Annotated in this window: 25 protein-coding genes; 14 read left to right on the top strand and 11 right to left on the bottom strand. The window is 62.7% G+C overall.

What is annotated here, in order from left to right; genetic code table 11:
• Positions 1 to 96 precede the first annotated feature (96 nt).
• Positions 97 to 1,956, top strand: a complete 1,860-nt coding sequence (locus NKJ91_RS10190) for a sensor histidine kinase (protein ID WP_352455426.1) — start codon at positions 97 to 99, stop codon at positions 1,954 to 1,956.
• Between the two features lie 6 nt (positions 1,957 to 1,962).
• Positions 1,963 to 3,318 (top strand): sigma-54-dependent transcriptional regulator, encoded by a 1,356-nt coding sequence (locus NKJ91_RS10185; RefSeq protein ID WP_352455425.1) that lies wholly within the window; start codon positions 1,963 to 1,965, stop codon positions 3,316 to 3,318.
• Positions 3,319 to 3,348: 30 nt separating this feature from the next.
• Here the strand turns inward: NKJ91_RS10185 and NKJ91_RS10180 are convergent, their stop codons facing one another.
• Positions 3,349 to 4,092, bottom strand: coding sequence for a 2OG-Fe(II) oxygenase (locus NKJ91_RS10180; protein WP_352455424.1), 744 nt, complete (start codon positions 4,090 to 4,092; stop codon positions 3,349 to 3,351).
• A 162-nt stretch (positions 4,093 to 4,254) separates the two neighbouring features.
• Between NKJ91_RS10180 and NKJ91_RS10175 the strand changes: the two genes are divergently transcribed.
• Both NKJ91_RS10175 and NKJ91_RS10170 read left to right on the top strand, forming a co-directional pair.
• Complete coding sequence (locus NKJ91_RS10175; protein ID WP_352455423.1) at positions 4,255 to 4,980, top strand: 3-keto-5-aminohexanoate cleavage protein; 726 nt, start codon at positions 4,255 to 4,257, stop codon at positions 4,978 to 4,980.
• Positions 4,981 to 5,197: 217 nt separating this feature from the next.
• Positions 5,198 to 6,244 carry an acyltransferase family protein gene (locus NKJ91_RS10170; RefSeq protein WP_352455422.1) on the top strand — a complete coding sequence of 349 codons (1,047 nt, stop codon included), beginning with the start codon at positions 5,198 to 5,200 and terminating at the stop codon, positions 6,242 to 6,244.
• 169 nt (positions 6,245 to 6,413) lie between these two features.
• On the opposite strand, the gene NKJ91_RS10165 is transcribed toward NKJ91_RS10170, so the two are convergent.
• A complete protein-coding gene (locus NKJ91_RS10165; RefSeq protein ID WP_352455421.1) occupies positions 6,414 to 7,265 on the bottom strand; it encodes a hypothetical protein in 852 nt (283 codons plus the stop codon).
• A gap of 384 nt (positions 7,266 to 7,649) precedes the next feature.
• On the opposite strand from NKJ91_RS10165, the gene NKJ91_RS10160 reads away from it, so the two are divergent.
• The 6 genes from NKJ91_RS10160 (at position 7,650) to NKJ91_RS10135 (ending at position 12,497) form a co-directional block, all read left to right on the top strand.
• Positions 7,650 to 8,153: an Lrp/AsnC family transcriptional regulator gene (locus NKJ91_RS10160; RefSeq protein WP_023677254.1), complete on the top strand. Its 504-nt coding sequence runs from the start codon at positions 7,650 to 7,652 to the stop codon at positions 8,151 to 8,153.
• Positions 8,150 to 9,313, top strand: coding sequence for a saccharopine dehydrogenase family protein (locus NKJ91_RS10155; RefSeq protein WP_352455420.1), 1,164 nt, complete (start codon positions 8,150 to 8,152; stop codon positions 9,311 to 9,313). Before NKJ91_RS10160 ends, NKJ91_RS10155 begins: the two co-directional genes overlap by 4 nt.
• 110 nt (positions 9,314 to 9,423) lie before the next feature.
• Positions 9,424 to 10,212, top strand: coding sequence for an ABC transporter substrate-binding protein (locus tag NKJ91_RS10150; protein WP_352455419.1), 789 nt, complete (start codon positions 9,424 to 9,426; stop codon positions 10,210 to 10,212).
• A 184-nt stretch (positions 10,213 to 10,396) separates the two neighbouring features.
• Positions 10,397 to 11,068, top strand: coding sequence for an amino acid ABC transporter permease (locus NKJ91_RS10145; RefSeq protein ID WP_352455418.1), 672 nt, complete (start codon positions 10,397 to 10,399; stop codon positions 11,066 to 11,068).
• On the top strand, positions 11,065 to 11,739 hold the full coding sequence (locus tag NKJ91_RS10140) for an amino acid ABC transporter permease (protein WP_352455417.1): 675 nt from the start codon (positions 11,065 to 11,067) through the stop codon (positions 11,737 to 11,739). Before NKJ91_RS10145 ends, NKJ91_RS10140 begins: the two co-directional genes overlap by 4 nt.
• A gap of 29 nt (positions 11,740 to 11,768) precedes the next feature.
• Positions 11,769 to 12,497 carry an amino acid ABC transporter ATP-binding protein gene (locus NKJ91_RS10135; protein ID WP_352989606.1) on the top strand — a complete coding sequence of 243 codons (729 nt, stop codon included), beginning with the start codon at positions 11,769 to 11,771 and terminating at the stop codon, positions 12,495 to 12,497.
• Between the two features lie 637 nt (positions 12,498 to 13,134).
• Here NKJ91_RS10135 and NKJ91_RS10130 read toward each other — a convergent pair.
• From NKJ91_RS10130 to NKJ91_RS10120, 3 genes are all read right to left on the bottom strand, one after another.
• The gene (locus tag NKJ91_RS10130) at positions 13,135 to 13,587 is read right to left on the bottom strand and encodes a nuclear transport factor 2 family protein (RefSeq protein WP_352455415.1); all 453 of its coding nucleotides are present in this window, start codon (positions 13,585 to 13,587) and stop codon (positions 13,135 to 13,137) included.
• 14 nt (positions 13,588 to 13,601) lie between these two features.
• Positions 13,602 to 14,267, bottom strand: coding sequence for a hypothetical protein (locus NKJ91_RS10125; protein ID WP_352455414.1), 666 nt, complete (start codon positions 14,265 to 14,267; stop codon positions 13,602 to 13,604).
• Between the two features lie 130 nt (positions 14,268 to 14,397).
• Entirely contained in the window at positions 14,398 to 15,684 is a 1,287-nt protein-coding gene (locus tag NKJ91_RS10120; RefSeq protein ID WP_352455413.1) for a LuxR C-terminal-related transcriptional regulator, read from the bottom strand.
• Between NKJ91_RS10120 and NKJ91_RS10115 the strand changes: the two genes are divergently transcribed.
• Positions 15,673 to 15,975 (top strand): hypothetical protein, encoded by a 303-nt coding sequence (locus tag NKJ91_RS10115; RefSeq protein ID WP_198023562.1) that lies wholly within the window; start codon positions 15,673 to 15,675, stop codon positions 15,973 to 15,975. The genes NKJ91_RS10120 and NKJ91_RS10115 overlap by 12 nt on opposite strands.
• A gap of 516 nt (positions 15,976 to 16,491) precedes the next feature.
• Here NKJ91_RS10115 and NKJ91_RS10110 read toward each other — a convergent pair.
• The 4 genes from NKJ91_RS10110 to NKJ91_RS10095 form a co-directional block, all read right to left on the bottom strand.
• The gene (locus tag NKJ91_RS10110; RefSeq protein ID WP_352455412.1) at positions 16,492 to 17,580 is read right to left on the bottom strand and encodes a Gfo/Idh/MocA family protein; all 1,089 of its coding nucleotides are present in this window, start codon (positions 17,578 to 17,580) and stop codon (positions 16,492 to 16,494) included.
• Between the two features lie 53 nt (positions 17,581 to 17,633).
• Entirely contained in the window at positions 17,634 to 18,419 is a 786-nt protein-coding gene (locus tag NKJ91_RS10105; protein WP_352455411.1) for a ThuA domain-containing protein, read from the bottom strand.
• A gap of 363 nt (positions 18,420 to 18,782) precedes the next feature.
• Positions 18,783 to 20,318, bottom strand: a complete 1,536-nt coding sequence (locus NKJ91_RS10100) for a tlde1 domain-containing protein (protein ID WP_352455410.1) — start codon at positions 20,316 to 20,318, stop codon at positions 18,783 to 18,785.
• Between the two features lie 569 nt (positions 20,319 to 20,887).
• Positions 20,888 to 21,700 (bottom strand): class I SAM-dependent methyltransferase, encoded by an 813-nt coding sequence (locus tag NKJ91_RS10095; RefSeq protein ID WP_352455409.1) that lies wholly within the window; start codon positions 21,698 to 21,700, stop codon positions 20,888 to 20,890.
• Positions 21,701 to 21,919: 219 nt separating this feature from the next.
• Between NKJ91_RS10095 and NKJ91_RS10090 the strand changes: the two genes are divergently transcribed.
• Positions 21,920 to 22,342 (top strand): hypothetical protein, encoded by a 423-nt coding sequence (locus NKJ91_RS10090; protein WP_352455408.1) that lies wholly within the window; start codon positions 21,920 to 21,922, stop codon positions 22,340 to 22,342.
• 245 nt (positions 22,343 to 22,587) lie between these two features.
• Here the strand turns inward: NKJ91_RS10090 and NKJ91_RS10085 are convergent, their stop codons facing one another.
• Together NKJ91_RS10085 and NKJ91_RS10080 are read right to left on the bottom strand one after the other, a co-directional pair.
• The gene (locus NKJ91_RS10085) at positions 22,588 to 23,184 is read right to left on the bottom strand and encodes a cation efflux transmembrane domain-containing protein (RefSeq protein WP_352455407.1); all 597 of its coding nucleotides are present in this window, start codon (positions 23,182 to 23,184) and stop codon (positions 22,588 to 22,590) included.
• A 31-nt stretch (positions 23,185 to 23,215) separates the two neighbouring features.
• Positions 23,216 to 25,417: a heavy metal translocating P-type ATPase gene (locus NKJ91_RS10080; RefSeq protein ID WP_352455406.1), complete on the bottom strand. Its 2,202-nt coding sequence runs from the start codon at positions 25,415 to 25,417 to the stop codon at positions 23,216 to 23,218.
• Between the two features lie 63 nt (positions 25,418 to 25,480).
• Here NKJ91_RS10080 and NKJ91_RS10075 point away from each other — a divergent pair, with 63 nt between their 5' ends.
• Positions 25,481 to 25,906 (top strand): MerR family transcriptional regulator, encoded by a 426-nt coding sequence (locus tag NKJ91_RS10075; protein WP_352455405.1) that lies wholly within the window; start codon positions 25,481 to 25,483, stop codon positions 25,904 to 25,906.
• 87 nt (positions 25,907 to 25,993) lie between these two features.
• Positions 25,994 to 26,401: a hypothetical protein gene (locus NKJ91_RS10070; protein ID WP_352455404.1), complete on the top strand. Its 408-nt coding sequence runs from the start codon at positions 25,994 to 25,996 to the stop codon at positions 26,399 to 26,401.
• Positions 26,402 to 26,467 lie beyond the last annotated feature (66 nt).

Below are 26,467 nucleotides of genomic sequence, written 5' to 3'. Positions count from 1 at the left end.
GCATTCGCAAACGTCCGCACTGCCGGACGCATGGTCAAGTGCGACTCTCCGCATGGGTCGAATTGTGTTTTGTGCGAGTTCATGCACAAATGGGCGATGCTGCAACGCCCCGCCGGTGCCTTGTCTTCGACGCCCGAGCAACTCGCCAGGCGGGCGCGCCGAGCCTGGCTGCTGTTTGCGGCCGTCGCCCTGCTGATCGTCACCGCAGCGCTCTACGGCGCCGGCCTCTACGGCCGCACCGCCGAGGTCGAGACCCTGGCGGCGCAGGGGCGTACCGACGCCAATCTGAAGGTCGCGCTGCTGCGCGCCGTGCTCGAAAGCCCGCGTGCCCTGCCCCTGCTTTTGTCCGCAGACCAGCAAGTGCGTGACGCGCTGACGCAGAAAAATGCCGCGGCAATCGATGTGCTGAACCGCAAGCTCGAGGGGCTGGTCTCCGGCACCAAGGCGTCGGTACTCTATGTCATCGGCACCGATGGACTGGCGATCGCCTCCAGCAACTGGCGCGAGCCGATCAGCTTCGTCGGCAACGACTACCGTTTCCGCGATTATTTCTCCGGCGCGATGCAGGCCGGAACCGCCGAGTATTTTGCGCTTGGCAATGTCAGCAAGCGCCCCGGCCTCTACATTTCGCGGCGCGTCGGCGACACAGACGCACCGCTCGGCGTCGTCGTCGTCAAGATGGAGTTCGACCAGCTCGAAGCCGACTGGCGCGAGGCCAACCGCCCGGCTTATGTCAGCGACGAGAATGGCGTCGTGCTGATCACCAGCGTGCCGTCCTGGCGCTTCATGACAACCGCACCGCTGGCCGCACCTAAGCAAGCCGCGATCCGCGACAGCCAACAGTTCGGCGACGCGCCGCTTGTGCCGTTGCCGATCAAGCACCCGCGGGCGCTCAGCCCGGATGTGTCGATCGTCCACGCGGTGACGCCCGGCGGCAGCGACGCGGAGTATCTCAGCCTTTCCACGACGGTTCCTTCGACCCCCTGGCGGCTCGACTATCTGATCCCGGCTGAAGCGCCGATCGCCGCCGCGGTCCGCGAAATGCGGCTTCTTGCGCTCGGCGTCGTCGTCCCGCTCCTCGGCCTTGCCGTGTATCTGTTGTGGCGCCGGCAGTCGGCGCAGATGCGGATTGCCGCTGAACAGGCAGCCCGCACCGAACTCGAACGCCGCGTCGTCGAACGGACCGAGGATTTGAGCCGCGCCCGCGACCGGTTGCAGGCCGAGATAACAGGCCACCGCAGCACGGAAGCCAAGCTCCAAATCGTGCAGCAGGATCTGGTCCAGGCCAACCGCCTCGCCATCCTCGGCCAGGTCGCGGCCGGTGTCGCCCATGAGATCAACCAGCCGGTCGCCACCATACGCGCCTATGCCGACAATGCCCGCACCTTCCTCGACCGCAAGCAGACCGGGCCGGCCGAGGAAAACCTCGGCGCTATCGCAGCCCTTACCGAACGCATCGGCTCAATCACCGAGGAGTTGAAGGCATTTGCCCGCAAGGGCCGCACCGCCGCCGAGCCTGTCGAATTACGTGGTGTTATCGAAGGCGCCGTCATGCTGTTGAGAAGCCGCTTTGCCGGCCGGCTCGACGCATTGGCCATCGACCTGCCGCCGCCGAGCCTCAAGGTCATGGGCAATCGGGTGCGGCTCGAACAGGTGCTGATCAACCTCTTCCAGAACGCGCTCGAAGCACTCGACGGCCGCGACGACGCTCATGTGCAGGTGTCGGTCGAGGAGACCGCGGACGGCGTGACGGTCGGCGTGTCCGATAACGGACCAGGCATTCCACCCGCGATCCTCAAATCGCTGTTCACGCCGTTCAACACCTCCAAGGAAAAAGGCCTTGGCCTTGGCCTCGTCATCTCGAAGGACATCGTCGCCGATTATGGCGGCCGCATCGAAGTTTCGAGCGACGACAGCGGCACCCGCTTCACCATTCATCTCCAGACAGCAGCGTAAGCCATCATGACGAACGACAATGCCGCGCCGGTGATCCTGATCGACGACGACCGCGATCTCCTCAAGGCCACCGCGCAGACGCTGGAGCTTGCCGGCTTCTCGGTCTCCGGCTTTGCGGTGGCGGCCGAGGCGCTGGCCAGGCTCGACGCCGCTTTTACCGGCGTCGTGGTGTCGGATATCCGCATGCCTCAGATCGACGGCTTGCAGCTTTTCAATCGCATCCTGCGGCTGGATACCGACATTCCCGTCATCCTCGTCACCGGCCACGGCGACATCGCCATGGCCGTCAAGGCGATCAAGGACGGCGCCTACGACTTCATCACAAAGCCCTTCGCCGCCGACCGGCTGGTACAGAGCGTGCGCCGCGCAGCGGAAAAGCGCCGCCTGGTGATGGAGAACCGCGCCTTGCGCGAGGCGGCCGGAGAGGCGCAGGACGGCCTGCCGCTGATCGGCCAGACGCCGGCGATGGACAGGCTGCGGCGTACACTGCGCCAGATCGCCGACACCGACGTCGACGTGCTGGTGACCGGCGAGACCGGTTCCGGCAAGGAGGTGGTGGCAAGCCTTCTGCATCGCTGGAGCCGCCGCGCCAAGGGCAATTTCGTCGCGCTGAATTGCGGCACGCTGCCGGAGACCGTCATCGAAAGCGAATTGTTCGGCCATGAGGCCGGCGCCTTCACCGGCGCTCAGAAGAAACGGATCGGCCGCATCGAGCACGCCAGCGGCGGCACGCTGTTCCTCGACGAGATCGAAAGCATGCCGGTCTCGACACAGGTGCAGATGCTGCGCGTGCTGGAAATGCGCGAGGTCACCCCGCTCGGCACCAACGAGGTGCGGCCGGTGGATCTGCGCGTCGTCGCCGCCGCCAAGGTCGATCTCGGTGATCCGCGCCAGCGCGGCGCTTTCCGCGAGGATCTCTATTACCGGCTCAACGTGGTGACGATCTCGATCCCGCCGCTGCGCGAACGCCGCGACGATGTCGCCCTGCTGTTCTTCTATTTCGCCGAGCGCGCCGCCACCCGTTTCCACCGCCAGGTGCCGGCAGTGCCGGCTTCGGTGCATCGCCATCTGAGCAACCATGACTGGCCGGGCAATGTGCGCGAACTGGCGCATTTCGCCGAGCGGTTCGTGCTTGGGTTGGAGGAAGGCGCTGAAGCACAACCCCCTGCCCCGACCCAATCGAACACCGCCATGAAGCTGCCGGAGCGGCTGGAGCGCTACGAGGCCGACATCATCCGCGAGACGCTTGGCCGCAACGAGGGCGACGTCAGGCGCACGATCGAAGCGCTGGGGATTCCGCGCAAGACCTTCTACGACAAGCTCCAGCGCCACGGCATCGTGCGCAGCGATTTTTCCCGGTAACCGCCGCCGGGCCTCGACCGGGCGGCTCGGTTACTTGGCGTCGTGGAAGATGATGCCGACGGTGTGGCGCATGCCGGAGCGAAGCCGGCTGACGCCGTGCCTGAGATTGACGCGGTAATTGCCCTTGCTGCCCTGGACCGGTCGATTGTGGACCGCGAAAGCGACCGCATCGCCCTGGCGCAGCGGCACCACCTCGGCGCGGCTCTGCATGCGCGGACGCTGCTCGGTCAGCACGAACTCGCCGCCGGTGAAATCCTTGCCTGGTTCCGACAACAGGATCGCCACCTGCAGCGGGAAGGCAAGATCGCCGTAGAGATCCTGGTGCAGGCAGTTGAAGTCGCCGGGAACATATTGCAGCAGGAGCGGCGTCGGCCGCGTCTGGCCCTGCTCGTGGCATTGCCTGAGGAACGCGGCGTGTTCGTCGGGATAGCGCTGCGCGATACCCATGCGCTCGTTCCAGTCGTTGGCGACCGCAGCCAGGCGCGGATAGAGCGCGGTGCGCAAGCCGCCGATCAAGTCGGGCAAGGGATAGCGGAAATAGCGGTACTCGCCCTTGCCGAAGCCATGCCGCGCCATATGGACATGGCTGCGGAAATGGCTCTCGTCCGAATAAAGTTCGGCAATCTGCCGGCACTCCTGCGGCGTCAGCAGCTTTTCCATCACCGCGCAGCCATAGCCGCTCAGCTCATCGGCCAGCGTCCGCCAATCATATCCGGCAACGCGCAGCTCCGCCGATTTCACCGCCGCTTTCGCGCCTATCGAATGGATGGTCATGGCTTCGCCTCCTGTGGCTTCTCTGTCATTGAGATGGGTGAAACGGCGCGCGCGGACCACCCGTTTCTTGCCGGGTGAACTGCGCGGGACGGGACGTCATTCAATTTCCGATTTCGTGGTCATGCGCTAAACTCGTTCCACTTCAACCGGACTGCCCCTGGCATGATCGTCCAGACCTGCATCGATGGCGCGCGCAGCGCCGATTATCATCCGCAACTGCCGCTGACGGCGGAGGCCATGGCGCGTGACGGCGCGGCCTGCGTCGCCGCCGGTGCCGCCGAACTGCATGTTCATGCCCGCGGGCTGGACGGTCGCGAAAGCCTGGCTCCGGCGGCGATGGACCCGACGGTGCTAGCGCTCCGCCGCGCCTGCCCGGGGACGCTGATTGGCGTGTCGACGGGTGCCTGGATCGAGAACGACGACCAGCGGACGCTGGCCGCGATCGCCGCCTGGAGCGAGCTGCCCGACTATGCCTCGGTCAATCTCAGCGAGAATGCAGCACCGGCAGTCATGGACCGTCTGCGCCAGCGCGGCATTGGCATCGAGGCCGGGCTCGCCTCCGTTGCCGACGCCGAACGCCTGGTGAGCCTCGACCATGGCAACCGCGTGCTGCGCATCCTGATCGAAATCTCCGAGCAGGAGCCGGACGCTGCGCTTGAGATCAGCGACGATATCGCCGCCGTGCTCGACGGCGCCGGAATGCGCCGGGCAATCCTGCTGCACGGCGCCGACGCCACGGTCTGGCCTTTCGTGCACCGGGCGCCGGAACGCCGTTGGTCGACGCGCGTCGGACTGGAAGACGGCAAGGAGCTTCCTGATGGAACAGTAGCACCCGGTAACGCTGCGCTGACAGCGGCAGCCGTCGCTATCTTCGAGACCAGTCGTTAGCGCGGGGAAAGCGTCGATGTCCGCCGATCTCCTCTTCACGGGGGAGATGCTAGGATTTGACAGGGAGGCAGGCCAAAGTCGGGCGGGTCAAAAGTATGGCCGCGAGCTAGCGTCAGTAAAATCTATCTAAAACTTTATATATTAATTACACGGGCAATTAATCAGCACATCAACGACCCCGCATGTTAGTGCTCTCCTGCACCGGGGACCATTTTTTATGAACATCATTCCACAGAATGATCACGCCGCGCCGCGCCGGATTCAACAGTATACATCGGTACAGATCCTGCGGGGGCTAGCAGCCCTCATGGTTGTTATCTATCATCTTCCGGCCGCACTGGGCATGCTCGACCTGCGTATTCCCGTTCTGAACAGTGGCGTCGACTTGTTTTTCGTCATCAGTGGTTTTGTCATGGTTCTCTCGACGGAGAACAGACGCCCAGACCACCGTGCTTTTTTGATGCAGCGGTTCACGCGCGTCGTTCCGTTCTATTGGGTTATGACCTTCCTCATGGTCGCCGCACTTTGGTTGTTTGCCGATCGTGCAGTGTCTCTTGAGCAGATCACCAATAGCCTGCTTTTCATACCCTATCTCGATACGGTCACAGGCTATGTCCAACCGGTGCTTGGCGTGGGTTGGACGCTCAATCTGGAAATCCTGTTTTACATTCTGTTCGCGGCGACTATGGGTTTTGGCAGGTTGACGCAAATGGCCGCGGTCGGTGTTGTCTTTGCAATCGCCGTAGCGGCGCGCATCGTCTTCAAACCCGCCGCCGACACTGTGCTGTTTTTCTACACCACGCCAATCCTGTTTGAGTTCCTTGCCGGCATGGCTCTCGGCCACCTGGTCGGCAGGCTGACTCGTTTGCCTGCCGTCCTGGGTGTCTCGGCACTCGTGTTCGCTATCATGTCCATGCTGGTGATGGTACTTGGCTTCAACTTGCCGCGAACCCTTGCTCAGGGAATCCCGGCGTTGATCCTTGTCGCGGGTTGCATCAGCCTGGAAAGCTACTTCCGGCTTTTTGCTCCTCGCGTGCTGGCAAGGTTGGGTGATGCTTCCTACTCTCTCTATCTGACCCATCCTATCTTGCTGCTTGCGACCGCTCCTGTCGTTGCAAGCGCCAATGTGTCACCATGGATTGCAGGCATGGTTATTGTCACCGCCTGCATCGCCGTCTCCCTGGCCAGCTACAGTTTTATTGAAAAGCCGCTTTTGGCCATTTCGCGGATGAGCCTCTCCGCCTATCGGGTGAAGGCACAATAAGTTCCGGTTGCGCCTCGCAGCGATTTTGGGGCAGCGACATGCATAGAATAAAGACTTAAAGCGCGTCGCAGGAACCGTTCAAATGCGACGCGCTCTAAGTGCAAAAAAAGCCGCCCGGTTGGACCCGAAGCAGCTTATTATTTTATGCACTTCGACAATTTGCCAATGGTTACTTTGCAATCATGTAGGCATCGTCAGTATAGAGTTTGCCAACTCCACCATAGTGACCCACGCCAAACACGAATGACTGAGGTGTACCTGATCCGTCGGAATCCCGCCCGACCGGCCAGGTTGCGTTCGACGATGATTGCCAAAACACCCCGTCCAGATACCAATCGATGCCTACCCCTTCATAGAGATCCGCGCGCAGCTGAAACCAGCGGCCTTTCGGTGCGGCAACATCGTTCTCCGGATTGTACGTTCCGTCCGCCCAATTTTCCACATGCAGCAACAGCGTATCATCAGTCAGACTGTCGCGCAGGTTGATCCACCACGTTGGTTCCTGCTTGAAAGGCGATTGCTCGGTCACCTTGAACTGGAAGATATTCGTCCAGTCGTTCTTCGACTCGTAATCGGACGGAATGAAAAACCACGCGACATAGGTTCCATCGATCCCTGACGGCGGCACCGCCTGAAGTGGACGTCCGAAAGCGTCGTTCTTGGCCAAGCCGCCAGGAAAGAGCCACTCCTTGTAGACTTTGGAGTGGGGCTTCCCGGCATTGATGGCAGCCAGCGTCGTTTCGAACTTTTCGAAGCTGCTGCCGCCGTGCGAGGAAACATTCCCTGCGCCGGACGAGAACAGGCCGCTGACAATCGCGTTCAGGCTGGGATCAGCTTGCGCGGAATCCTCCGCCTGAACGAAAGACCAGTCGGTATAGCACGAGGCTCCGGTGCAAGGCCCCTCCTCCCAGTCGGCTCGCCAGTAGGGCGCATTCTGGGCATATGCGGCGCCAACTGGCGCCATAGCGGCGGTAATGGTGCAGATTGCCGTCAGCACCAACAGATGAAAAATCTTCTTCATGTCGATTTACCGTTCCTTTCTAAACCATGGGATTCCAGGCACCTCTTGCGCCGTTTGCTTTTCCACCCTCGAACACAGCGCGTTCCGAACGGCGCTGTCCCGCCAACCTCAAACCGGCGGCGCTAAACCTTCAAAGGTATGGGAAAACAAAAGACCCGCCTCGGGGAGGCGGGTCTTTGGAGCCAATTAGCACCATACCCAGATTAGTAGCATAGCTGCCGGCACAAAGCAAGAACAAAATGTGGCGACATCGACGAAACTGCCGATAGGCACAAGGCACGGCGGATGCCATGGCTCTTGCCGTTGTTAAAAATCTCTCATAAGGTATTTTCATATCCGAAAGAAAATACGATTGTTTCTTTCCCTTTATGAAAGCCTGAGTGTTTGCGGGAACATCTCGATCAGACCGACCGGCGACTGGTCAAGCTGCTGTCGCAGGATGCGCAGCTTGGCGTCAACCGCCTCGCCGAGAAGATGGCGATCTCGGTGCCGACGGTGCGCATGCGGCTGCGCAACCTGCTCGACCGCAACCTGCTCAAGATCGTCGGGCTGCTCAACCTGACCGAACGCCCCGAGCTGATCTCGGCCATCGTCGGCATCAATGCGCAAGGGCGCGGCCGGGCGCGGGAACTGGCGCAGCGCATCTCCGAACTGCCTTTCGTGAACTCGGCCGCCGTCGTCACCGGGCGTTTCGACATCATCGTCGACGTAACCGTGGCCGGCGATGTCGCCGATCTCTACCGCGTCACCAGCGAGCTGATCCCCGGCGCCGGCGAGCCGGGCGAAGTCGTGCGCAGCGAGACCTTCGTCGTCATGGCGTCCTGCAACAAATGGGTCAGCCTGCCGGAAGGCTGCTGGTCGGACGAGACGCGGAAGGAAATGGCATGAAGATCGCGGTTCTCGGCGGCCTCGGCCTGCAAGGCCGGGCGGCGATCGCCGATCTCGTTGCCAGCGACGGCGTCGAGCAAGTGGTCTGCCTCGACACTGCAACCGACGGCGCTGCGCGGCTTGGCGGCCTGACCGACCTTGCCCGGGTGCGTTTTGTCGTGCCGGAGGGCGCGATCGGTCCGGTGCTGGCCGATGTGATGAAGGACGTCGACGCCGTCATCGACCTGTTGCCGCTGCCGCTGATGCGCGAGGCGGTGCAGGCGGCGATCGCGACGCGCACGCCGCTGGTCACCACCAATTACGGCAAGGCCATCGCCGATCTCGCGCCCGAGGCCGAAAAGGCCGGCGTCTCGATCGTCACCGAATGCGGGCTCGACCCCGGCATCGACCTTGTGCTCTACGCGCGCGCCGCAAGCCAGTTCGACACCATCACCGCGATCGATTCCTACTGCGGCGGCATTCCCGAGCCGAAAGCGGTTGTCGAGCCGTTGCGCTACAAGGTGAGCTGGAATTTCGACATGGTTCTGGTCAGCCAGAACCGCGACAGTGTGCTGGTCGAGAACGGCAAATGGGTCGATGTGCCGGCCGCCCGCCAGCACGACAATCGTTTCATCCACGACATCGAGATCGCCGGGCTGGGCAGGCTCGAAGCCTTCCCCAATGGCGACGCGCCGCATTATGCCGGCATGCTCGCCGCCGCCAAGGGACTGCAGCGCTCCGGCCGCTATTCGCTGCGCTGGCCCGGCTGGTCGGCGTTCTGGGCGCCGCTGAAGCAGCTCGGCCTCCTGTCCGAGGACAAGGTGCCCGGCACCGGCGTTAGCCCACGCGAATTCCTCGGCCGGCTGCTTGGCCCGCAACTGCAATATGGCGCGGACGAAAAGGACCTTTGCGTCATGCGCAACGTCTTTGTCGGCAGCGAAGGCGGCCGCCGCAAGACGGTGACCTCAGAGCTGGTCATCGAGCGCGACCTCGCCTCCGGCCTGTTCGGCATGAGCCTCGGCGTCGGCTATCCCGCCAGCATCGTGGCGCAGATGCTGGCACGGCGCGAGATCGCCGCGCCCGGCCTGCTCAACCCGCTGCTGCATGTGCCGGATGGCCGCTTCCTCGATGAGCTCGCCAGGCGTGGCATCAATGTCGCCGAAACGGTGAGCTGGGATTGAAGATTTTCGAACGGTGGTTGCCGCCGGCAACGGCGCCGCCGCTCAAAAGGCACCCCGATGGGGTGAAACAACAAGTGGAACAACAAACGACAACAAGGAGGAATGCCCAAATGAACATTGCCAAGCTTTTCATCGCCGGCCTTGCGCTCGCTGGCCTTACCGCTGCCGCCAGTGCGGGAACGCTCGACGAGATCACCAAGCGCGGAGAGTTGCGTGTCGCCGTGCAGACGCAAGGACCGCCCTTCTCGCTGGTCGGTGCTGCCGGCGAACGCACCGGCAGTTCGGTCGAACTCGCCGAACTGATGGCCAAGGAAATGGGCGTCAAGATCACCTTCCTCGACTTCGACTGGGACGGCCTGATCCCGGCGCTGCTGTCGGGCAAGGCCGATCTTCTGGTCGCCGACATGACCCCGACACTGGCGCGTGGCATGAAGGTCGCCTTCACCAAGCCTTACATGTACACTGGCAGCACCGTCTTCACCAAGGCTGGGACCGCCTTCAAGTCCACCGAGGACTGCAAGGCCAAGGGCACCAAGATCGCCGTGCTGCTCGGCGCCACCGGCGAGAAGGAAGCCAAGGCCGCCTTCCCCGATGCCGACATCAAGAGCTACAAGGGCGGCGGCCCGCTGTTGCTCGACGCCGTCAACAACGGCCAGGCCGATTGCGGCGTCAACGACGTCTCGGCGGTCAAGGGCCAGTCGACCGCTTACCCGGCCGGCAGCTTCACCATCATGCCGGATATGCTGTCGAAGGAGCCGCTGGCCTTCGCCACGCGCTATGACGAGCAGGACCTGCTGGTCTGGATGAACCTGTTCCTCGACCAGGTCAGCCTCGACGGCCGCCTGCAGAAGAACCTGGATTACTGGGTGAATTCCGACGCCTGGAAGAAGGATCACTGAGTAGGGTGAATGGTTAATGGTTAATGGTGAATAGTGAATAGTAAGTAGGGAGCAGGGAGTAGGGGGTAGGGAGTAGAGAAAGAGCTACTCTCTACTCGCTACTCTCTACTCTCTACTCTCTACTCACACTTCACTATTAACTATTCACTATTCACCATTCACTATTCACATTCACCGCCCCACCATGCTCGAAAACTTCAGCTTCCGCACCATCGTCGAATATCTGCCCCTGTTCGGGCAGGGCCTCGTCACGACCGTGTGGCTGTCTGTCCTCTCCTTTGCCGGCGCGCTCGCCGTCGGCATCGTGCTCGCCGCAATGAACCTGCAGCGCGGCCGGCTGTTCCGCGTCCCGGCCAAGGCCTATATCGACGCGGTGCGCGCCACGCCGCTGCTGGCGCAGCTTTATTTCCTCTATTTCGGCCTGCCGCGGCTCGGCCTCATCCTGCCCGAGTTCGTCGTCGGCATCCTCGCTTTGTCGCTGAACAGCGGCGCCTATGTCGCCGAGATCATCCGCGCCGGCATCCTGTCGATCCCGCGCGGCCAGGTCGAGGCCGGCGTCGCCTCGGGCATGACCTATGTCCAGCGCATGCGCCTCGTCATCCTGCCGCAGGCGTTCAAGGTGACGATCCCGCCGCTGCTCGGACAGGCGATCGTGCTGGTCAAGGATTCCGCGCTGTTGTCGCTGATCTCGGTCGCCGAACTGACGCGCGCCGGACAATTGCTCGCCTCCGACCGCTTCATGCCGGCGGAAGGTTTCATCACCATCGCCGCCTTCTACCTCCTGCTCTATTACGGGCTGAAGGGACTGGCGGCGCTCTCCGGGCGCTGGCTCGGCCTGGCGGGGACACGGACATGATCTGGCAGCAGCTGCAAAGCGTCGCCGGCAGCTATCCCCTGGCGCTGCGCGGCCTCGGCATGACCGTGGTGCTGTCGCTGATCAGCCTGGTGCTGGGCACGCTGCTCGGCTTCGGCCTCGGCATCCTGCGCACCGGCGGCAACCGGCTGATCAGCGGCGCGATCGGTGCCTGGGTCGACCTGATCCGCGGCACGCCGTTCCTGGTGCAGATCTTCCTGATCTTCTTCATCCTGCCGGAACTCGGCATCGAGCTCGACGCCTTCACCGCCGGCATCATCGCGCTGACCAACCTGGCCGCCTGCTTCATCTGCGAGATCGTCGTCGCCGGCATCCGCTCGGTGCCGACCGGCCAGGTCGAGGCAGCACTTGCGTCCGGCCTGTCGCGCTGGCAGCGCATGCGCCAGGTGGTGCTGCCGCAGGCGATGCGCATCGTGCTGCCGCCACTGGTCGGGCAATATGTGCTGCTGATCAAGGATTCCTCGGTCGTCTCGGCCATCGGCCTCACCGACCTCACCCGCGTCGGCTGGCTGGTGGTGCAGCGTGTACCAAATGGCCTGCTGGTCTTCTTCCTCGTCGGCCTCGGTTACTTCATCGTCTGCTACCCCCTGATCATGCTGGCCCGCCGGCTGGAGCAACGCATGGGCGCGGCGCATGGCGAGGTGCAATTGTGATGTCGAACCCCAGCAAAAATGGCACCGGCATGATCGAATTTCGCGGCGTCAACAAATGGTTCGGCCAGCTCAACGTGCTCAGGGATATCACGCTGAGCGTCGAGCCGCGCGAAGTGGTCGTCGTCTGCGGCCCGAGCGGCTCGGGCAAGAGCACCTTGATCCGCTGCATCAATGGGCTGGAGACGATCCGCGACGGCGACCTGACGGTCGACGGCCAGCGCCTCGGCGACCCCGCCACCAACATGACGCGGCTGCGCACCGAGATCGGCTTCGTCTTCCAGTCGTTCAACCTCTACCCGCACAAGACGGCGCTCGAGAACGTCACGCTGGCGCCGATCCATGTCCGCAAGATCCCGCGCGCCGAGGCCGAAATGGCCGGGCGCGAATTGCTCGCCAAGGTCGGTCTTGCCGACAAGATCGACGCCTATCCCGCGCAGCTCTCAGGCGGCCAGCAGCAGCGCGTGGCGATCGCGCGCTGCCTCGGCATGCGCCCCAAGATCATGCTGTTCGACGAGCCGACCTCGGCGCTCGATCCCGAGATGATCTCGGAAGTGCTCGACGTCATGGTCGCGGTGGCCGAGGAAGGCATGACTATGATGGTGGTGACGCATGAAATGGGCTTTGCCCGCAAGGTCGCGCAGCGGGTGGTATTCATGGACGCCGGCGCCATCGTCGAGAGCGGCACGCCGGACGAGTTCTTCTCCAACCCGAAGACCGACCGCAGCCGCGCCTTCCTGAGCAAGATCCTGCGGCATTAGGGCTAACAACTCAATTAGCTGACTGCCGGCTGCGACCGAGATGAGTGGAAATCGACCTTAGGACTCGCGCACCGTGACCTTGGTCACAGCTCTGTCGCCACGCTCAATCTTAATGCGCTTGTCACTCGGGATAGGCGGTGGAGCTACGTTAGCAATCTTTCCATCCTCTAACCGATCCGCAGTCAAAAGCTCTTCCCCTTTCGCCGTCTTTAGGCGCTCTAATTGATTGATTACAATCCTGACATGCCGGCCTCCCAAACGAAAAAATCGGACAAGAATATTGTTAATAGCGAGCAGGCAGGCGGAAGAAGCAACTTGCGAATTAGAGAAAGCGCATCACGCTTTCAATATAGCGGCCGAGTCCCTGGCCCTCAATATCAACTAACGGACGTGGTTTACACAGCATGCCGAGAGGTCTGCAGAGGGTTCAACTCGGTCGTTCAGAATGATTGGGTTTTGACCTAAAACTTCAGCCGGCCGTGGCCGGCGTCTTCAGCCAAACGTCGCCAGAGGGTCGGCGCTGATCTCGACCCAGCCGACGGGCTGAAAGAAGCACAGTTCTGGCTCGATGACGCCGGCAGAGCCGATGGTCCCGCCAGCGCAATTCCTTTCTCTGCCCGTTTCGGACCGACGCTTCTCAGAACGCGAAATCCGCGGACTGAACGACATCGGCTGGGAGCCAGGTTTCATGAACTTGCAAGATCTCGGGCCCCCGGCTGTAGCCGCGATCGCGGACCACCATCGTCGTGACCCGGCCATTGTTCGGTTGATCGGAGTCCTTCGCGTCGCGTTGCCATTCGTGGTAGTTCACGACCGCCAGGTCGGCGCTTTGATGGCTGATCCGGATGTCGCGTATCTTGATACGGAAGGCCGGATTCGATCCGTAGATGCTCTTCATGTAACCTGCGAAGTCTTTTTTCCCGAACGCCCTGCCGCCTGGCATGATGGCGACCAGATCATCGCTGATCCGGTCGAGCGCGTTCTTCTTGAACGTCGCATCGTCGCCACGGCATCGGCCCGTCACCCAGTCGGTGAAGAATTCGTGGACGTCGTGGATCGTCGCTTCGATTTCCTTCGTTTGAAGGGACATGTTTTCCTCCTGTCTTAAGATGATGCTGGATCAGGCGCTTTGTGCTGTGGCTTGCCCGACCGGACGCTCCTTGAGGACAGCCCGTACCACGCGAGCCACAGGCACATGAGAAGCGAGGAAATCAGCCAGATCGGACCTCCGATGCCGATCCCGAGCTGCTCACCGAGTGTCCACCCGGTTGCCGAAAGGATACCGAACGCCGAGCCGACGATCGCGGCCCATCGGGGCAGTATCCCGACGTCATCGCGGGCGTCGTGATACGCGACAAGCGCTGTCGCCAGGGCGAGCGCCCAGAATCCGTTACCCATGCCGCCGGAAAACGCCCACCAGGTCATGAAGGCGTTGGTGTCACCCCGGTCGGCCGCGACCGCGACCACCGATGCCTCGGCGACTGCGGTGGAGAACGTGATCAGGGCGCCGAGAGCCATCACCATCCAGGCAGAACTCAGCATCGGCGAATGCCGGACCCGGGGGTTGAGCGCCAGGTTCAGGAACGAAGCGCCGGCGATCAGGAACAGCGCCGCTGCCGCCGTCCAATGGACCGTAGCCCATCGCCCATGGCCCTCGGCGATATTCTGCATCTGAACAGACAAATCCGCGTCCGGTGGCCCGTGAAAGACGAGCGCAGCCGCCAGCAGTAGCGTTCCGGTGGCGAGCCAGACACCGCCCGGCCCGCTCATGCTGTTATTATTCGTTGGCATCGGGAAAACCTCCTGTGGCCTTTACCACCCCATGAGGTTTAGACCCGCGCCACGGTTGCCCGCTTCGGCGTAAGTACCCACGCAACGAGAAATTTTGGCTTGGGTAGGATTACCCAAACACGTCCATGCCGATCAGGCCGTGCTCGACCGCATAGGCCGTGGCTGCCGCGCGCGTGCGCACGTTCAGCCGCGTCAGGATATCGCTAACGTGACGGTCTACCGTCCGCTGGCTCAGACCGAGCTCGCCGGCAACTTCCGGGTTGGTCAGGCCTGACGCGATCAGGCGCAGAACCTGCGTCTGTCTGGGGGTGAGAACTTCGCTGCCTGTCGCCGTCATGGTGACCCGCAGCTTGCCGGCAACGGCTTCGTCGGGGCGCGCGCCGAGCTCGCGGAAAAGTCTTATCGCTTCGTCCAGTTCGGTCCGCGCCGCTTCAGTATCGCCGGTTGCGAGACAGGCCCGCGCTGTCAGCACCCGCATCCGGGCAAGATGATAGGGCGCCCGAAGCTCCCAGAGGATCGCTACCGCGCGCCGGATATGGGCCAATGCCTCCGCGGCTCGACCAGCATGGATCAGCACCCGCGCGGTAGCCTCGGCGGCTGCGGCGCGGACTGCATCCGCGGAATATTGGCGCGCGCAGTCGTGCAGTGTTTCGCACAGCTCCCAAGCGTCATCGGCCGAACCGACGGCGAGAGTGATTTCCACCGCAGCCGGCAAAAGGCGGAGTTTGCCCGGCATGTCGTCGACGGACTGCAGTGCGCGGCGGATCGCCGAAAGGGCCGGCTGCTCGTGCCCCTGCTGCAATCGCATAAGCGCCAGCCCCGGCTGCGGATCGAACCCGAGCCTGCTCGCCGCGCAATAGGCGGCATCGGCCTCGTTCCATTGGCCGCGGAGGCGAAATACCTCGCCCTTCTGGTAGAATGCCGGACCGGCGTGGTGCTTCGAGGGCCCCTGCTGAAGGCGGATGCTGGCGACACCGGCCTCGCGGCCGGCCTCGTCCCAGTGGCCGTCGAGGATCAGGATTTCGGCCCGGTGGATCAGGCATCTGCCGGTGAAGGCAACGATTTCGGGCTGTCCCGCGCACCATCCGACCAGCGCCGATGTCCATTCCCTCGCCCGGCCCGTGGCATGAAATTTCTGACAGATCTCGATCACGCTGCAGTAGACCAGCCCGGTGACGATCGGTGAGAGCCGGCCCGAGGTGACCGAAACCATCACCTCGTCCAGCAGTTCGAAGCCGCGCACATAGTCGCCGCGCAGGATCAATATCCGCCCCTGAAGGTGGCGCGCGATAGCCAAGAGGTCCGGATCTTCGCAGCGCTGTCCGATCTCCGCGGCACGTGTTGCGTGCGCGAATGCTTCGTCCGGACTGTCGGCGGCGAGGCTTTGTTCGACCATTGGGAGCTGAAGGTAACCGTGTTCTGCACATTCCTGCGTATGATCCTCGACCAGCCGGTTGGCGCGCGTCAGCCATCCGCTGCCTTGGGCGAATTCACCGCGAAACATCAGGGTGAGCCCGATCCAGAAGCCGCAACGCGCTGCGGATCGTTCGCGTCCGTTCCGGAGATGCTCTTCGAAGGCCCTTTCGTAGTCCCGAACGAATTCCTCCTCGCGCCCAAGCATGTAGGCGGCTTCCCCGAGGCGCTGGAGCTCGGCGCCGCCAAGTTCACTGCAGCGGTCTCTGTCTGACAGTTCGCGGTGAAGCCTGGACCAATCGCCGCGATTGGCTAGCTCCGCATACGGATCCGATGCAACTGCACCGTCTTCCGGCGACTTGTCGGGTGATCGGTCGGAGGGCGCGGGCATAGCCTCAGAATAGCACATATCTTGCTGAGGAGGTGGCGCCAGGTTACCAACGTGACAGAAGTTCGTTTCGGGCTCAATCGAGCCGTTCATCGCGTCCGCCGCCGAGGACCGGGAACGGTGATGGAATGCTGCCATTCGTCTCGTCGATGGGAACGAGTAGGTAGCGCCAATATCGCGACATTCATGGCGCTTCTCAAAAGCTCCCCTCGCGCAACGGCTCGAATCGACCCATTTCTGCCGTTCCGATATCGGCCTCACCACCTCCAGGGCGGACATTCACCCATTATTCGGCGAAAAATCTCGTTCCGATCAAAGCCGCCCTACTTCGTTGCAGCGGCTGCGGCTCGCCCGAACAAGTGGCTGACAGCTGACCGCAGGAACATTCGGCGCGCCGCGTGATCATGGCTGGCTCCTCTCACGATTCCCTGAACGATATCGCTGCGTATCGGTGCTCAATTCGGCCCGCTTCTCATCCGAGACGACTGCGAGGTCCAGCACCTTCTGCAATTCGGCCGCATGGCGAAATGACGGTTCGGCCTGGACGCCGTTGCGCACCGCATCGACGAAGCGCCGGTAGTTGGTCGGTACCGTTCCGGCATTCAGAACCTGCCATTTGGCGTTCTCGACGTCTTGGCCGACGCAGGCTTTCAGCTCCGAGCCGGTCAGATTGTGCACGACTTCGATGCCGCCCTTGTCGCCGTAGATGCGCAGGCGGAGTTCGTTCAAATGGCCGGTTGCCCAGCGGCTGGCATGGACGACGCCGAAGGCGCCATTGCTGAAATCGAGCGCCATGGTGAAACTGTCGTTGGCGTCGAGCTCGTATTCGCCGATCCGGTTGCCGGGCGCCTTGTCGAAGGATCTCAGGCGGCAGAACACATGGTCGATGTCGAGCGCCGCGCCATAGCTGGCGAAATCGAGAATGTGGATGCCGACGTCGCCCAGCACGCCATTGGAGCCGTGGCCGCGCGACAGCCGCCACAGCCATTTCGGATCGGTGCGCCAGTCGCCCCAGAACTTGGATATCAGCCAGCTCTGCAGATAGGACGCCTCGACATGCCTGACCGTGCCGATGTCGCCGGCCAGCACCATGGCGCGCGCTCTCTGCAGCGGCGCGACATTGCGATAGGTCAGGTTGACCATGTTGATGATGCCGGCTCGCTCGGCGGCATCGGCCATCTCACTGGCCTTCTCGAAGTTTTCGGCGAGCGGCTTTTCGCACAGCACCGGCTTGCCCGCCGCGATCAGCATCATGGTGGTCGGATGGTGGATGCGATCGGGCGTCACGTTCGCCACCGCGTCGAACTTGCCCCATGCCAGCGCCTCGTCCAGCGACGCGAACCGGTTGGGGATACCGTAGATGTCCGAAAACTTGTCGACACGCGTACGGTCGAGATCGACGGCGCCGATCAGTTCGACGCCCTCGATCTTGCCGAACTGCCTGGCGTGCTCCTCCGCCATCCAACCGGTGCCGAGTATCAAGAGGCGCATGATTCTTATCCTTAGGACAGGGCTTTATCTTCTTGTTCGATCATGGATTTGGTCTAGCGAAAGCCGGCTTCGCCGGCGGAATGAAGTTTTCCGCCGCGCTCGACGATCGGCTCAAGTGCCTTTTCCACCGGCACGTTCGGCGCATCGAGGATGGCTGGATTGGAGCCTTGCGGGTTGTGCGCCCATCTCACCGCATTGCGCAGCACCTTGTGGACGTTGGCGTCGTGATAGGTCGGATAGGTCTCGTGGCCGGGCCTGAAATAGAAGATGTTGCCGGCGCCGCGGCGATAGGTCAGCCCCGACCGGAACACTTCGCCGCCCTGGAACCACGAGATGAAGACGGTCTCCAGCGGCTCCGGCACGGCGAACTGCTCGCCATACATCTCCTCGTTCTCGAGCTCGAAATACTCGCCGATCCCGGCAGCGATCGGGTGGTTGGGGCTGGTCACCCAAAGCCGTTCGCGCTCGCCCGCCTCGCGCCATTTCAGCGTGCAGGGCGTGCCCATCAGCTTCTTGAAGATTTTCGAGAAGTGGCCGGAATGGAGAACGATCAGCCCCATGCCTTCCCAGACGCGGCGCGTCACGCGCTCGACCACTTCGTCGGCGACGGCGCCATGGTCCTTGTGCCCCCACCACAGCAAGACATCGGTCTCGGCCAGACGGTCGGCCGGCAGCCCATGCTCCGGCTGCTCCAGCGTCGCCCACGACACCGAAATCTCCGGGTCGAGCTTCAGTGCATTGGCGATCGTCGCATGCATGCCCTCGGGATAGATGCCGGCGACCACCTCATTGGTCCGCTCATGAATATTCTCGCCCCAGACGACAGCGCGTATTGTCATGATGTCCTCGTGATTGTTTGAAGCTGGAGCCGCCCGGTCCGGTCATTCATAGTGTCATCGGACGGGATTGAAAACCTTCGAGATTGGCCAAACCTCCCCAGCTTCGTCATCCCAGGGCGGAGCAGGCGCGAAGCGACGTCGCGAAGACCCTGGGATCCATTCCGTGACCTCTCCGCGCTGCAACGGGCGGGACTTTTTGATGCGGGAAGGACAGGAGGTGAAAGGGATCGCTACAGAACGGCTTTCAATCTGCGTCGTTGCATTCTTCGGCTGACGTAACGGCATGGATCCCAGGGTCTGCGCTCCGCTTCGCGTTCGCTCCGCCCTGGGATGACGAAGCCATGAAGGACTGCCGCGAGCGACCTAAGCCCCTCGCCCCTCTTGGGCGACGCGTGTCAGCGGCTTCGACAGGCGCGGCACGACGACAAGGCGCTTGATCTTGCCTTTCTTGTAGGCGGCGAGGAAGCGGGCATAGTCCTTGAAGACGACGCAGCCATTCGATTCGGCGCGCCCGCCGCGCAGCATGTAGGTGTGGGCGAGCAGGCCGTCGCGGCCATATTTGTTGCTGCCGCTGGCCGGCGTCAGACGGATCGCCTCGACACCGTGGAAGCGCGATTCCCGCATCGTCAGATTGTAGGTATCCGGCGGCGTCGGGCCGACATTCTTCTTGTGGACGTAGCGCGGCTGGTCGACCATCGAACCGTATCCCGAATGTGCCTCCAGCCGCGAGCCGTCGGGCATATAGACGGTCTTGGCCGAGATGTCGTAGACGGCGACGCCGCTGCCCAGGTTAGGCGTGGTGAACAGGTTCCTGAAGGCTCCGCCGAGACCGCCGGAAGACATGTCGGGCTTGGCATAGGCCAGCATGTCGCCGCCCTGCGTCTTCGACCGTTTGCCCGGCTTGCCCGACACGGCCGGCACTGCCGCTTGTGACGAATTGCGAGGCGACAGGCTGCCGGGTTGCGTCTCGACCGGCGGCGCTTCGGCCGTCTGCACCTTGCTCGCCTTGGCGGTCCTGGAGGCCTGCGCCTTGGGCGGCTCCGTTTTCGATGCTTGATCCTTTTGCGCCTGGGCCTTTGGCGCCTGGTCTTTTGGCGCCTGATCTCTTGACGCTTGAGCCCGCGGCGCCTCGGCCGGCTTATCGATGTCCGCCCGCGGACGCAGCGTCGGCAGCGGAATGCTGTCGGGCATGTCGTCTTGCGGCGGCAGCGAGGCTACCTCGACCTCAGGTTCTTGCGGCTCTCGTGAGGCTGCGGGCTCGCTTGCCGCGATGGCTGCCGGGAGCACATCGATCATCTGCTCCGGCAATGTATTCGCCAGCGCCAGCGCAAGGCGCGACGAGCGTTCGATCTCCGCCACCTCCGGCCCGAAGCGCACCGGTGCCGGGCCGTTCGGGTCGGGTATGCGTACCGGCTCGGCGAACCGCGCGTCGGCCGGCAGGCTGGCGAGCATGACGGGTGAGCCGGCTGAGGCACGGGCAAAGGCGGCGGCAAGCTTTTGCGGCGACAGCGCGGCCTTGGCGACCACGTCGTCGAAGCTCGATTGCCGCGACGCATCAGCGACAAGCGGCACGGTGTTGCGCTTGAGGCGGGCCGATTTTCCCTGGTGGACGAAGTTCGACGCCGACCGCAGGCAGTTGGCATCGCATCCGTGCTGCAGCAGCTTGGCCGACAGCGCCGCGTTTGCTGCGGCCCATGTCGGGGCCTGCGCCTTTGCAAGGCTGCGGCGAGGATCGGCGAGCGCGATGGTGCGCGGCGCGAGCAGGCTTTGCGGGAGACCGTTGGAAGCGGCGCTGAGCGAGGTTCCCACTGAATAAAGGCCGGCCAAGGTCGCCACCGACCATAAAGCAATGGCTGCGCCGACGGCCGGAACCGCGACCCAGCGCAGGCCGGGCCTCATCGAAGTCAATCCAGTTGCAGGACTGTCACCCCGGGTTTTCGCACTTACAAACGCCATTCAACCACTCTCAATCGGCCGATGCCGGCTAGCGGATTTCGCAGCCGTGACATTCACAGTTCGCCTGGTGCCCCCAGCACGCTTTGCGTCTGTTGCCGATTGATTCAAAAGATGGACAAAGTTGGTTAACCAATCCCTCTACCGACCGCCGATTGGGCGACGGTCACACCGAAAAACACCCTCCAAAACCTGCATAGTTGGCAAAACTGCCCTCCAATGATGACTTTGCTGCCCGTTTTTGTCGGCCGAGTCAAGAAAGCGAAATGACTAGACCTTGCTGGGCGGAGTCGGCCATGGCTGCGAAAGTGAAGCCGGGCCGACCAGAATCTTGCGGCCGGCAGCCGCCGCCATCAAGCCCCGGCGATCGGTCAAACCGGCGATTATCGACCTGGCACTTGTCGACCTGCCACTCGGGCGAATGAACGTTAACGTCTGAGAATTCGGGATAGCGGCAAGATGTTTGCCGCACAGCAGCTGAATGTCGCCAAGTGCCGGAGCGGGATATCCAACACCTAGGCCACAGCCACCACTATGTGAGCCTGGATTTTGGCAGCAACCTCGCCGCTGCCATGCCTGTCTGCAATCACGGCTGCGGCGTAGTCGGTTGCAGCGTCCAGTTTTCCCGCCTCTCTGGCCTCGATTTCATTGCGAAGGAGAGTGCCCTGGCAATAAGCAACGGCCGGAAGGCGCGGCGAGGAGGCACGGCTTTGTTCGGCTCTCGTCTCGATCACCACACCGGAAAAACCTGCGTCCTCCAGCTCGCTACGGATCAGTGCCGTATCGTGGTAGCCATGCGGCGTGCGTGCCAGAAAGCGCGGCGGATCGTTCGGAAAAATCCTCGCCAGAGCATTCGTCACATCGTCCGCAAATACATTCTCTTCGATACGATCCCATACGCTGAATAGAAAATGTCCTCCGGGCTTCAGGACTCGCCGGGCTTCGCGATAGGCACATGAGCGGTTGGGAAAGAACATCGCACCGAACTGACAACAAACGAGATCGAAGGCCGCATTTTCGAACGGTAGCGCCAGAGCATCAGCCTGACGCCATTTGATACGATCGTCGGGAGCTTGCCGCGAAGCGGCGTAGTCGAGCATCGGCTGGTTGAGGTCGGTTACGACATAGCTTGCATCGGCGGACAGTTTTGGCGCCAATGCGCGGGTGACAACCCCGGTGCCTGCGGCGGTTTCCAGAACGGCGCTTGGCGACAAGGACGCTGCTCGTCGTGCAAGATCTGCGGCGAACGGCTCGAAAATCAACGGCACCATATAGCGGTCGTAGTTTTCCGGAATTGAGCCAGCGAATACCTTGTCCGTTTCCAACATTGCTGTCCCCCGTCGCCCGTTTGATGGCTCGCCAGCATAGCATGGAATTGTTTGCTGTTCGGTCGCATTCGACCGGGAGGCGGTTTCGCTTCCGTGAGCTCCGAAACGCCGTGCTGCAATTACCTGCACATGTGCTAATCGTGCTGCAATTACCTGCATATGTGCTAATATATTGTGGTCATGCGCATTGGTGCGTGGCCAATATAATGGGAGGATGCCGTGAAAACCATAAATCGCAGGTCTGCAATTGCGCTCGGCGTGACGGCGGCAGCGGTAACGCCTTTGTTCACGCTGGCGGCAGCTGCAAAGGTCAAGAAATACGGCCCGAAGGAAGGCAAGGAGATAGCCCCCGGCGTCAGGGTGGTCGAGGTCGGCACCGGCAATTCCGACATCCCCGCCTACAAGAGCATCTCAATTGTCGATGTGGTCTTCCAGCCGGGAGCAGCCGCCCCTGCAATGGTAATGGACAACGACATGGTGTGCACCATTGCCGCCGGTGAATTCACGATCAAGAAAGCCGACAAGGAATTCAAGCTCAAGGAAGGTGACGTATATACCTGCTCCAAGGGCAAGACCGATGCGGCAGCCAACACCAGCAAGGTGGTCGGCATCCACCGCATCGCCGTCTTGATACCTGCCTAGCGCATACCGACGAAATCGGCCCGCGTCCTCTTCGGAGACGCGGGCCTTTTGATGACGTGCGTGGCCTTGAGCGGTTCATCGTTTCACCGCTTCGACCCGGTCGACTTCGTCCAAGTGTGGTGAGGCTCATGCTGTTCATGGTTTTTCCTCCCGATTTTTACTTATGAGCGGTTCTCACTGCTGGCCGGTATAGGGGCCTGCATTGGCGGATTGGCAATCCGGCAGCGCGCTGAGCGTTTTGGAGTTCACGAAACGGCCCGGTGCTCTTCCCGAGCTGCCTCCCAGACCTCGCGCGCCGCATCTGCATTCAGTGCCGCGATTCCCAGGCCGACGATCAGATCCGGCCACGCCGAGCGCCACAGGAAGGCCGTCACCAACCCGGCCAGTATGATCGCAATATTGGCGACGGCGTCGTTGCGGGCCGAAAGGAATGCCGCCCTGGTAAGACTGCCGCTGTGATGGCGGTAGCGCGCCAGCATGTAGGCGCATGACAGATTGACCGCCAGAGCGCCCAATCCCGCCAGCGTCAGCGCCGTTGGCTGCGGCGGCACCGGCATGTTGAACTTTCCCCACGCGGTCCACAGCGTCGCCAGGCCCGGCACCAGCAGGATAAGCGCCAGCGCCATGCCGACCCGCGAGCGGGCACGCAGCGACCATCCCATGGCGAGCAGTATGAGGAGATTGACCGAGGCATCTTCCAGAAAATCGACGCTGTCGGCGAACAGCGACACCGAGCCGATCGCCAGCGCGACAGCGAATTCAATGCCGAAATAACCCAGGTTCAGCAGTGCGACGACAAGCACCACCCGGCGAAGGCCGTCCGACGCAATGGCTTGCTGCATGGTCTGCCCTAACACGATGCCGTTGTCGCTCTTACCAGCTGCTCTTCCAACGCAACACCCGCATGGCATTGGCCGTCACCAGCACCGTCGCCCCGGTGTCCGCGACAATGGCGGGCCAGAGGCCGGTGATGCCGGCGATCGTCGTCACCAGGAACACTGCCTTCAGGCCCAACGCAATGGTGACGTTCTGCTTGATGTTGGCCATGGTTGCTTGGGACAGCCTGATCATGGCCGCAACGTCGCCGACGCGTCCATGCAGCACCGCTGCGTCAGCCGTTTCAAGAGCCACATCGGTGCCGCCGCCCATGGCAATGCCGACATCGGCGGCGGCAAGTGCCGGCGCATCGTTGATGCCGTCGCCGACCTTGGCTACCCTAAGCCCCTGCCCCTTCAACTCGTCGAGGATGCGCTGCTTGTCCTCCGGGAGCAGTTCGGCGCGCACCTCGATGCCGAGTTGTTTGCCAATGGCAGCCGCCGTGCGCTTATTGTCGCCGGTTAGCATGACTGTCCTGATGCCTGCATTGGTCAGCGCCTTTAGCCCGGCGAAAGCATCCGGCCGGGGTTCGTCGCGCATGGCAATGAAGCCGGCCAGCGCGTTGTCTACAAGCAGCACCGCCACTGACTTGCCTTCATCGTTCAATGCCACGATGCGTGCCGCCTGGTCTGCTGGCAGCAGGTTTATCTCGCCCGCCGCGACTGGCGAGCCCAGAAACAGGTTCTTGCCGCCGACACGACCGATAACCCCTTTACCGCCGATCGCTTTGGCTTCGGCGGCAGGCGGCACAGGAATGTTGCCGGCTTTGGCCCTTTGGAGGATGGCCAAAGCGAGGGGGTGGCTCGAGCCGATCTCAAGCGCTGCCGCGAGCGAAAGGATGTCGCGTTCACTGGCACCCACCGCAACGACATCGGTGACCTGCGGCTTGCCGAGCGTCAGCGTGCCGGTCTTGTCGAACGCCACGGCGTTGATGGTCGCGAGCCCTTCCAGCACCGCCCCACCTTTCATCAGCAGGCCGCGCCGGGCTCCGGCCGAAAGCGACGCCGCGATCGCCGCCGGAACTGAAATGACCAGCGCGCACGGGCAGCCGATGAGCAGCAGCGCCAGCCCCTTGTATATCCATTCGTTCCAATCGCCGCCCAAGAGCAGCGGCGGTGTGGCGGCCACGAGCGCCGCGACGGCGACAACGCCGGGCATGTACCAGCGCGAAAAGCGATCGATGAAGCGCTCGGTCGGCGCCTTGTTTTCCTGCGCCTCCTCGACCAGCTTGATCACGCGTGCAATCGTGTTGTCTGCGGCGGTCGCCGTCACCTTGACGCGCAGCACGCCGTCACCGTTGATAGTGCCGGCAAAGACCGTGTCGCCGACGTCCTTGCGCACCGGCACGCTTTCACCGGAGACGGGTGATTCATCGATGGCGCTCCCGCCTTCGGTGATCTCGCCGTCAGCCGGAATCCGGTCGCCCGGCCGCACGAGGATGATGGCGCCCACAACCAGGCTTTCGGCCGGCACCTCGCGGGTCTGGCCGTCTTTCTCGACGAACGCGGTTTTGGGAACGAGGACCGTGAGCGCTTGAATACTGGACCGTGCCTTGCCGGCCGCAACCCCTTCGAGCAACTCGCCGATCAGGAACAAGAAGACCACCGTCGCCGCTTCCTCGCCGGCACCGATGATGACGGCCCCGGCCGCCGCCACAGTCATCAGCATTTCGATTGTGAACGGAATGCCTGCCGCTGCGGCCATGGCCGCTCGGCGCGCGATCGGAGCCAGGCCGAGCAGCATTGCGGCGATGAAGGCCCACGGGCCGGTCGCGGGCCAGGCGTAATCAATCGCGAAAGCCACGGCCAAGGCGACCCCGCTGGCGATGGCCAGGCGACCCTTGGCGCTGTCCCACCATAGCTCCGACGCCGGCGCATCATCGTTATCATGTAACCGCGCTACGTTCTCGTCGTGATTGCGCCTTCCGTCGGCATGGTTGTCGGCGGATTGATCGGACGCCGGCGTCCCAGACTTGGAGGTCAGCGGAGCGACGGCGTAGCCGAGGCCGGTGACCTTCCTCTCGATCGCGCCGAGATTGCTTTCGGGAGTATGAGTGACCGTCAGAATGCCCGCCGAAACGGATACGTTGATGTCCTGAACACCAGGCATCCGCCGCACGGCCGTATCGATTTTGCTGGCGCAACCGGCGCAATCCATGCCTTCCACACGGTAGCGGGTCTGTTGTTTGGTCGCAGCCATGATGAACCTCTTGTATCTTCGACCGCGACGCTACATCCTCTAGCGACTAGAGGAGCAAGCGAAATGTCAACAGGTGTGACCATCGGTGAAGCGGCCCGACACAGCGGCGTGAAGGTTCCAACCATCCGCTACTATGAGCAGATAGAGTTGCTTCCTGCCGCTGCCCGCAGCGAAGCCAATCGCCGGCAGTATGAAGCGGCAGACTTGCGCCGGCTCGCCTTCATCAGGCACGCGCGCGAGTTGGGGTTCGGGATCGAAGCCATCAGGGCGCTGCTGACGCTGCAGGATAATCCCAGCCAGCCTTGTGCGACCGCCGACGCCATTGCCCAGGCGCGTCTGGCCGACGTGGTTCAGCGGATACGCAGCCTTACAGCATTGAAAGCCGAGCTGGAGCATATGGTCGAAGGCTGCCGGCACGGAAAAGTCTGCGAATGCCGTGTCATCGAGGTCCTGGCGGATCACGATAAATGCGAGCATCCTCACCATTGATTTGCCAGAGCAGAGCTCGCGTCAGCCCCGATGTCGCGGCATCCGGAGCTTGCAAAAGCCGCACTTTACGGTCAACCTGAGCGGATGATGGCGCGCCTGTCACCAAAACACCTCCTGGTCATGCTTCTCGCGGTCGTCGTGACCGCCGGGTTCAGCCTGTCCGCCGCTCAAGCTGCCGTCATGTCGGCCAGGATGGCAGTCGACGGCCGCATGACCATGGCCGCAGATACCGGCACCACCGACGCCGACATGGCCAAGATGGCCGATGCCAGGGACGGTGACTGCAACGCTTGCCTCAAGGGCTCGGCCGGCAATGACAAACCGATGCAATGTGCGCCGACCTGTGTCGCACCGGTTCTGGCGGTACTGCCGGAAGCTCTCCCCGTGACGGGACTGCCGCCGGCCGAGCTGCCGTCGGCGCTTACCGCCCCGTTCCTGCACGGGCGAAGTCTGCTGCCCGAGCCATTCCCTCCAAGACCCAGCGCTCTCGTCTGACGCCGTTTCTGCCGTTCCGCGGCTGATTAGCGGCGTTTGATCGCCCGGTTGCGCGTACTGCGCAGC

The sequence above is a fragment of the Mesorhizobium sp. M0040 genome, from assembly GCF_040323505.1.
Classification (GTDB): Bacteria; Pseudomonadota; Alphaproteobacteria; order Rhizobiales; family Rhizobiaceae; genus Mesorhizobium.
The sequence above is the reverse complement of the archived record's forward strand: the minus strand, read 5'-3'. Positions and strand labels throughout refer to the sequence as shown.

Bases quoted from the DNA above. Each gene is read 5' to 3' on its own strand.
- NKJ91_RS10190 (WP_352455426.1), top strand. From the start codon at position 97: ATGCTGCAACGCCCCGCCGGTGCCTTGTCTTCGACGCCCGAGCAACTC.
- NKJ91_RS10185 (WP_352455425.1), top strand. From the start codon at position 1,963: ATGACGAACGACAATGCCGCGCCGGTGATCCTGATCGACGACGACCGC.
- NKJ91_RS10180 (WP_352455424.1), bottom strand. From the start codon at position 4,092: ATGACCATCCATTCGATAGGCGCGAAAGCGGCGGTGAAATCGGCGGAG.
- NKJ91_RS10175 (WP_352455423.1), top strand. From the start codon at position 4,255: ATGATCGTCCAGACCTGCATCGATGGCGCGCGCAGCGCCGATTATCAT.
- NKJ91_RS10170 (WP_352455422.1), top strand. From the start codon at position 5,198: ATGAACATCATTCCACAGAATGATCACGCCGCGCCGCGCCGGATTCAA.
- NKJ91_RS10165 (WP_352455421.1), bottom strand. From the start codon at position 7,265: ATGAAGAAGATTTTTCATCTGTTGGTGCTGACGGCAATCTGCACCATT.
- NKJ91_RS10155 (WP_352455420.1), top strand. From the start codon at position 8,150: ATGAAGATCGCGGTTCTCGGCGGCCTCGGCCTGCAAGGCCGGGCGGCG.
- NKJ91_RS10150 (WP_352455419.1), top strand. From the start codon at position 9,424: ATGAACATTGCCAAGCTTTTCATCGCCGGCCTTGCGCTCGCTGGCCTT.
- NKJ91_RS10145 (WP_352455418.1), top strand. From the start codon at position 10,397: ATGCTCGAAAACTTCAGCTTCCGCACCATCGTCGAATATCTGCCCCTG.
- NKJ91_RS10140 (WP_352455417.1), top strand. From the start codon at position 11,065: ATGATCTGGCAGCAGCTGCAAAGCGTCGCCGGCAGCTATCCCCTGGCG.
- NKJ91_RS10135 (WP_352989606.1), top strand. From the start codon at position 11,769: ATGATCGAATTTCGCGGCGTCAACAAATGGTTCGGCCAGCTCAACGTG.
- NKJ91_RS10130 (WP_352455415.1), bottom strand. From the start codon at position 13,587: ATGTCCCTTCAAACGAAGGAAATCGAAGCGACGATCCACGACGTCCAC.
- NKJ91_RS10125 (WP_352455414.1), bottom strand. From the start codon at position 14,267: ATGAGCGGGCCGGGCGGTGTCTGGCTCGCCACCGGAACGCTACTGCTG.
- NKJ91_RS10120 (WP_352455413.1), bottom strand. From the start codon at position 15,684: ATGGTCGAACAAAGCCTCGCCGCCGACAGTCCGGACGAAGCATTCGCG.
- NKJ91_RS10110 (WP_352455412.1), bottom strand. From the start codon at position 17,580: ATGCGCCTCTTGATACTCGGCACCGGTTGGATGGCGGAGGAGCACGCC.
- NKJ91_RS10105 (WP_352455411.1), bottom strand. From the start codon at position 18,419: ATGACAATACGCGCTGTCGTCTGGGGCGAGAATATTCATGAGCGGACC.
- NKJ91_RS10100 (WP_352455410.1), bottom strand. From the start codon at position 20,318: ATGAGGCCCGGCCTGCGCTGGGTCGCGGTTCCGGCCGTCGGCGCAGCC.
- NKJ91_RS10095 (WP_352455409.1), bottom strand. From the start codon at position 21,700: ATGTTGGAAACGGACAAGGTATTCGCTGGCTCAATTCCGGAAAACTAC.
- NKJ91_RS10085 (WP_352455407.1), bottom strand. From the start codon at position 23,184: ATGCAGCAAGCCATTGCGTCGGACGGCCTTCGCCGGGTGGTGCTTGTC.
- NKJ91_RS10080 (WP_352455406.1), bottom strand. From the start codon at position 25,417: ATGGCTGCGACCAAACAACAGACCCGCTACCGTGTGGAAGGCATGGAT.
- NKJ91_RS10075 (WP_352455405.1), top strand. From the start codon at position 25,481: ATGTCAACAGGTGTGACCATCGGTGAAGCGGCCCGACACAGCGGCGTG.
- NKJ91_RS10070 (WP_352455404.1), top strand. From the start codon at position 25,994: ATGGCGCGCCTGTCACCAAAACACCTCCTGGTCATGCTTCTCGCGGTC.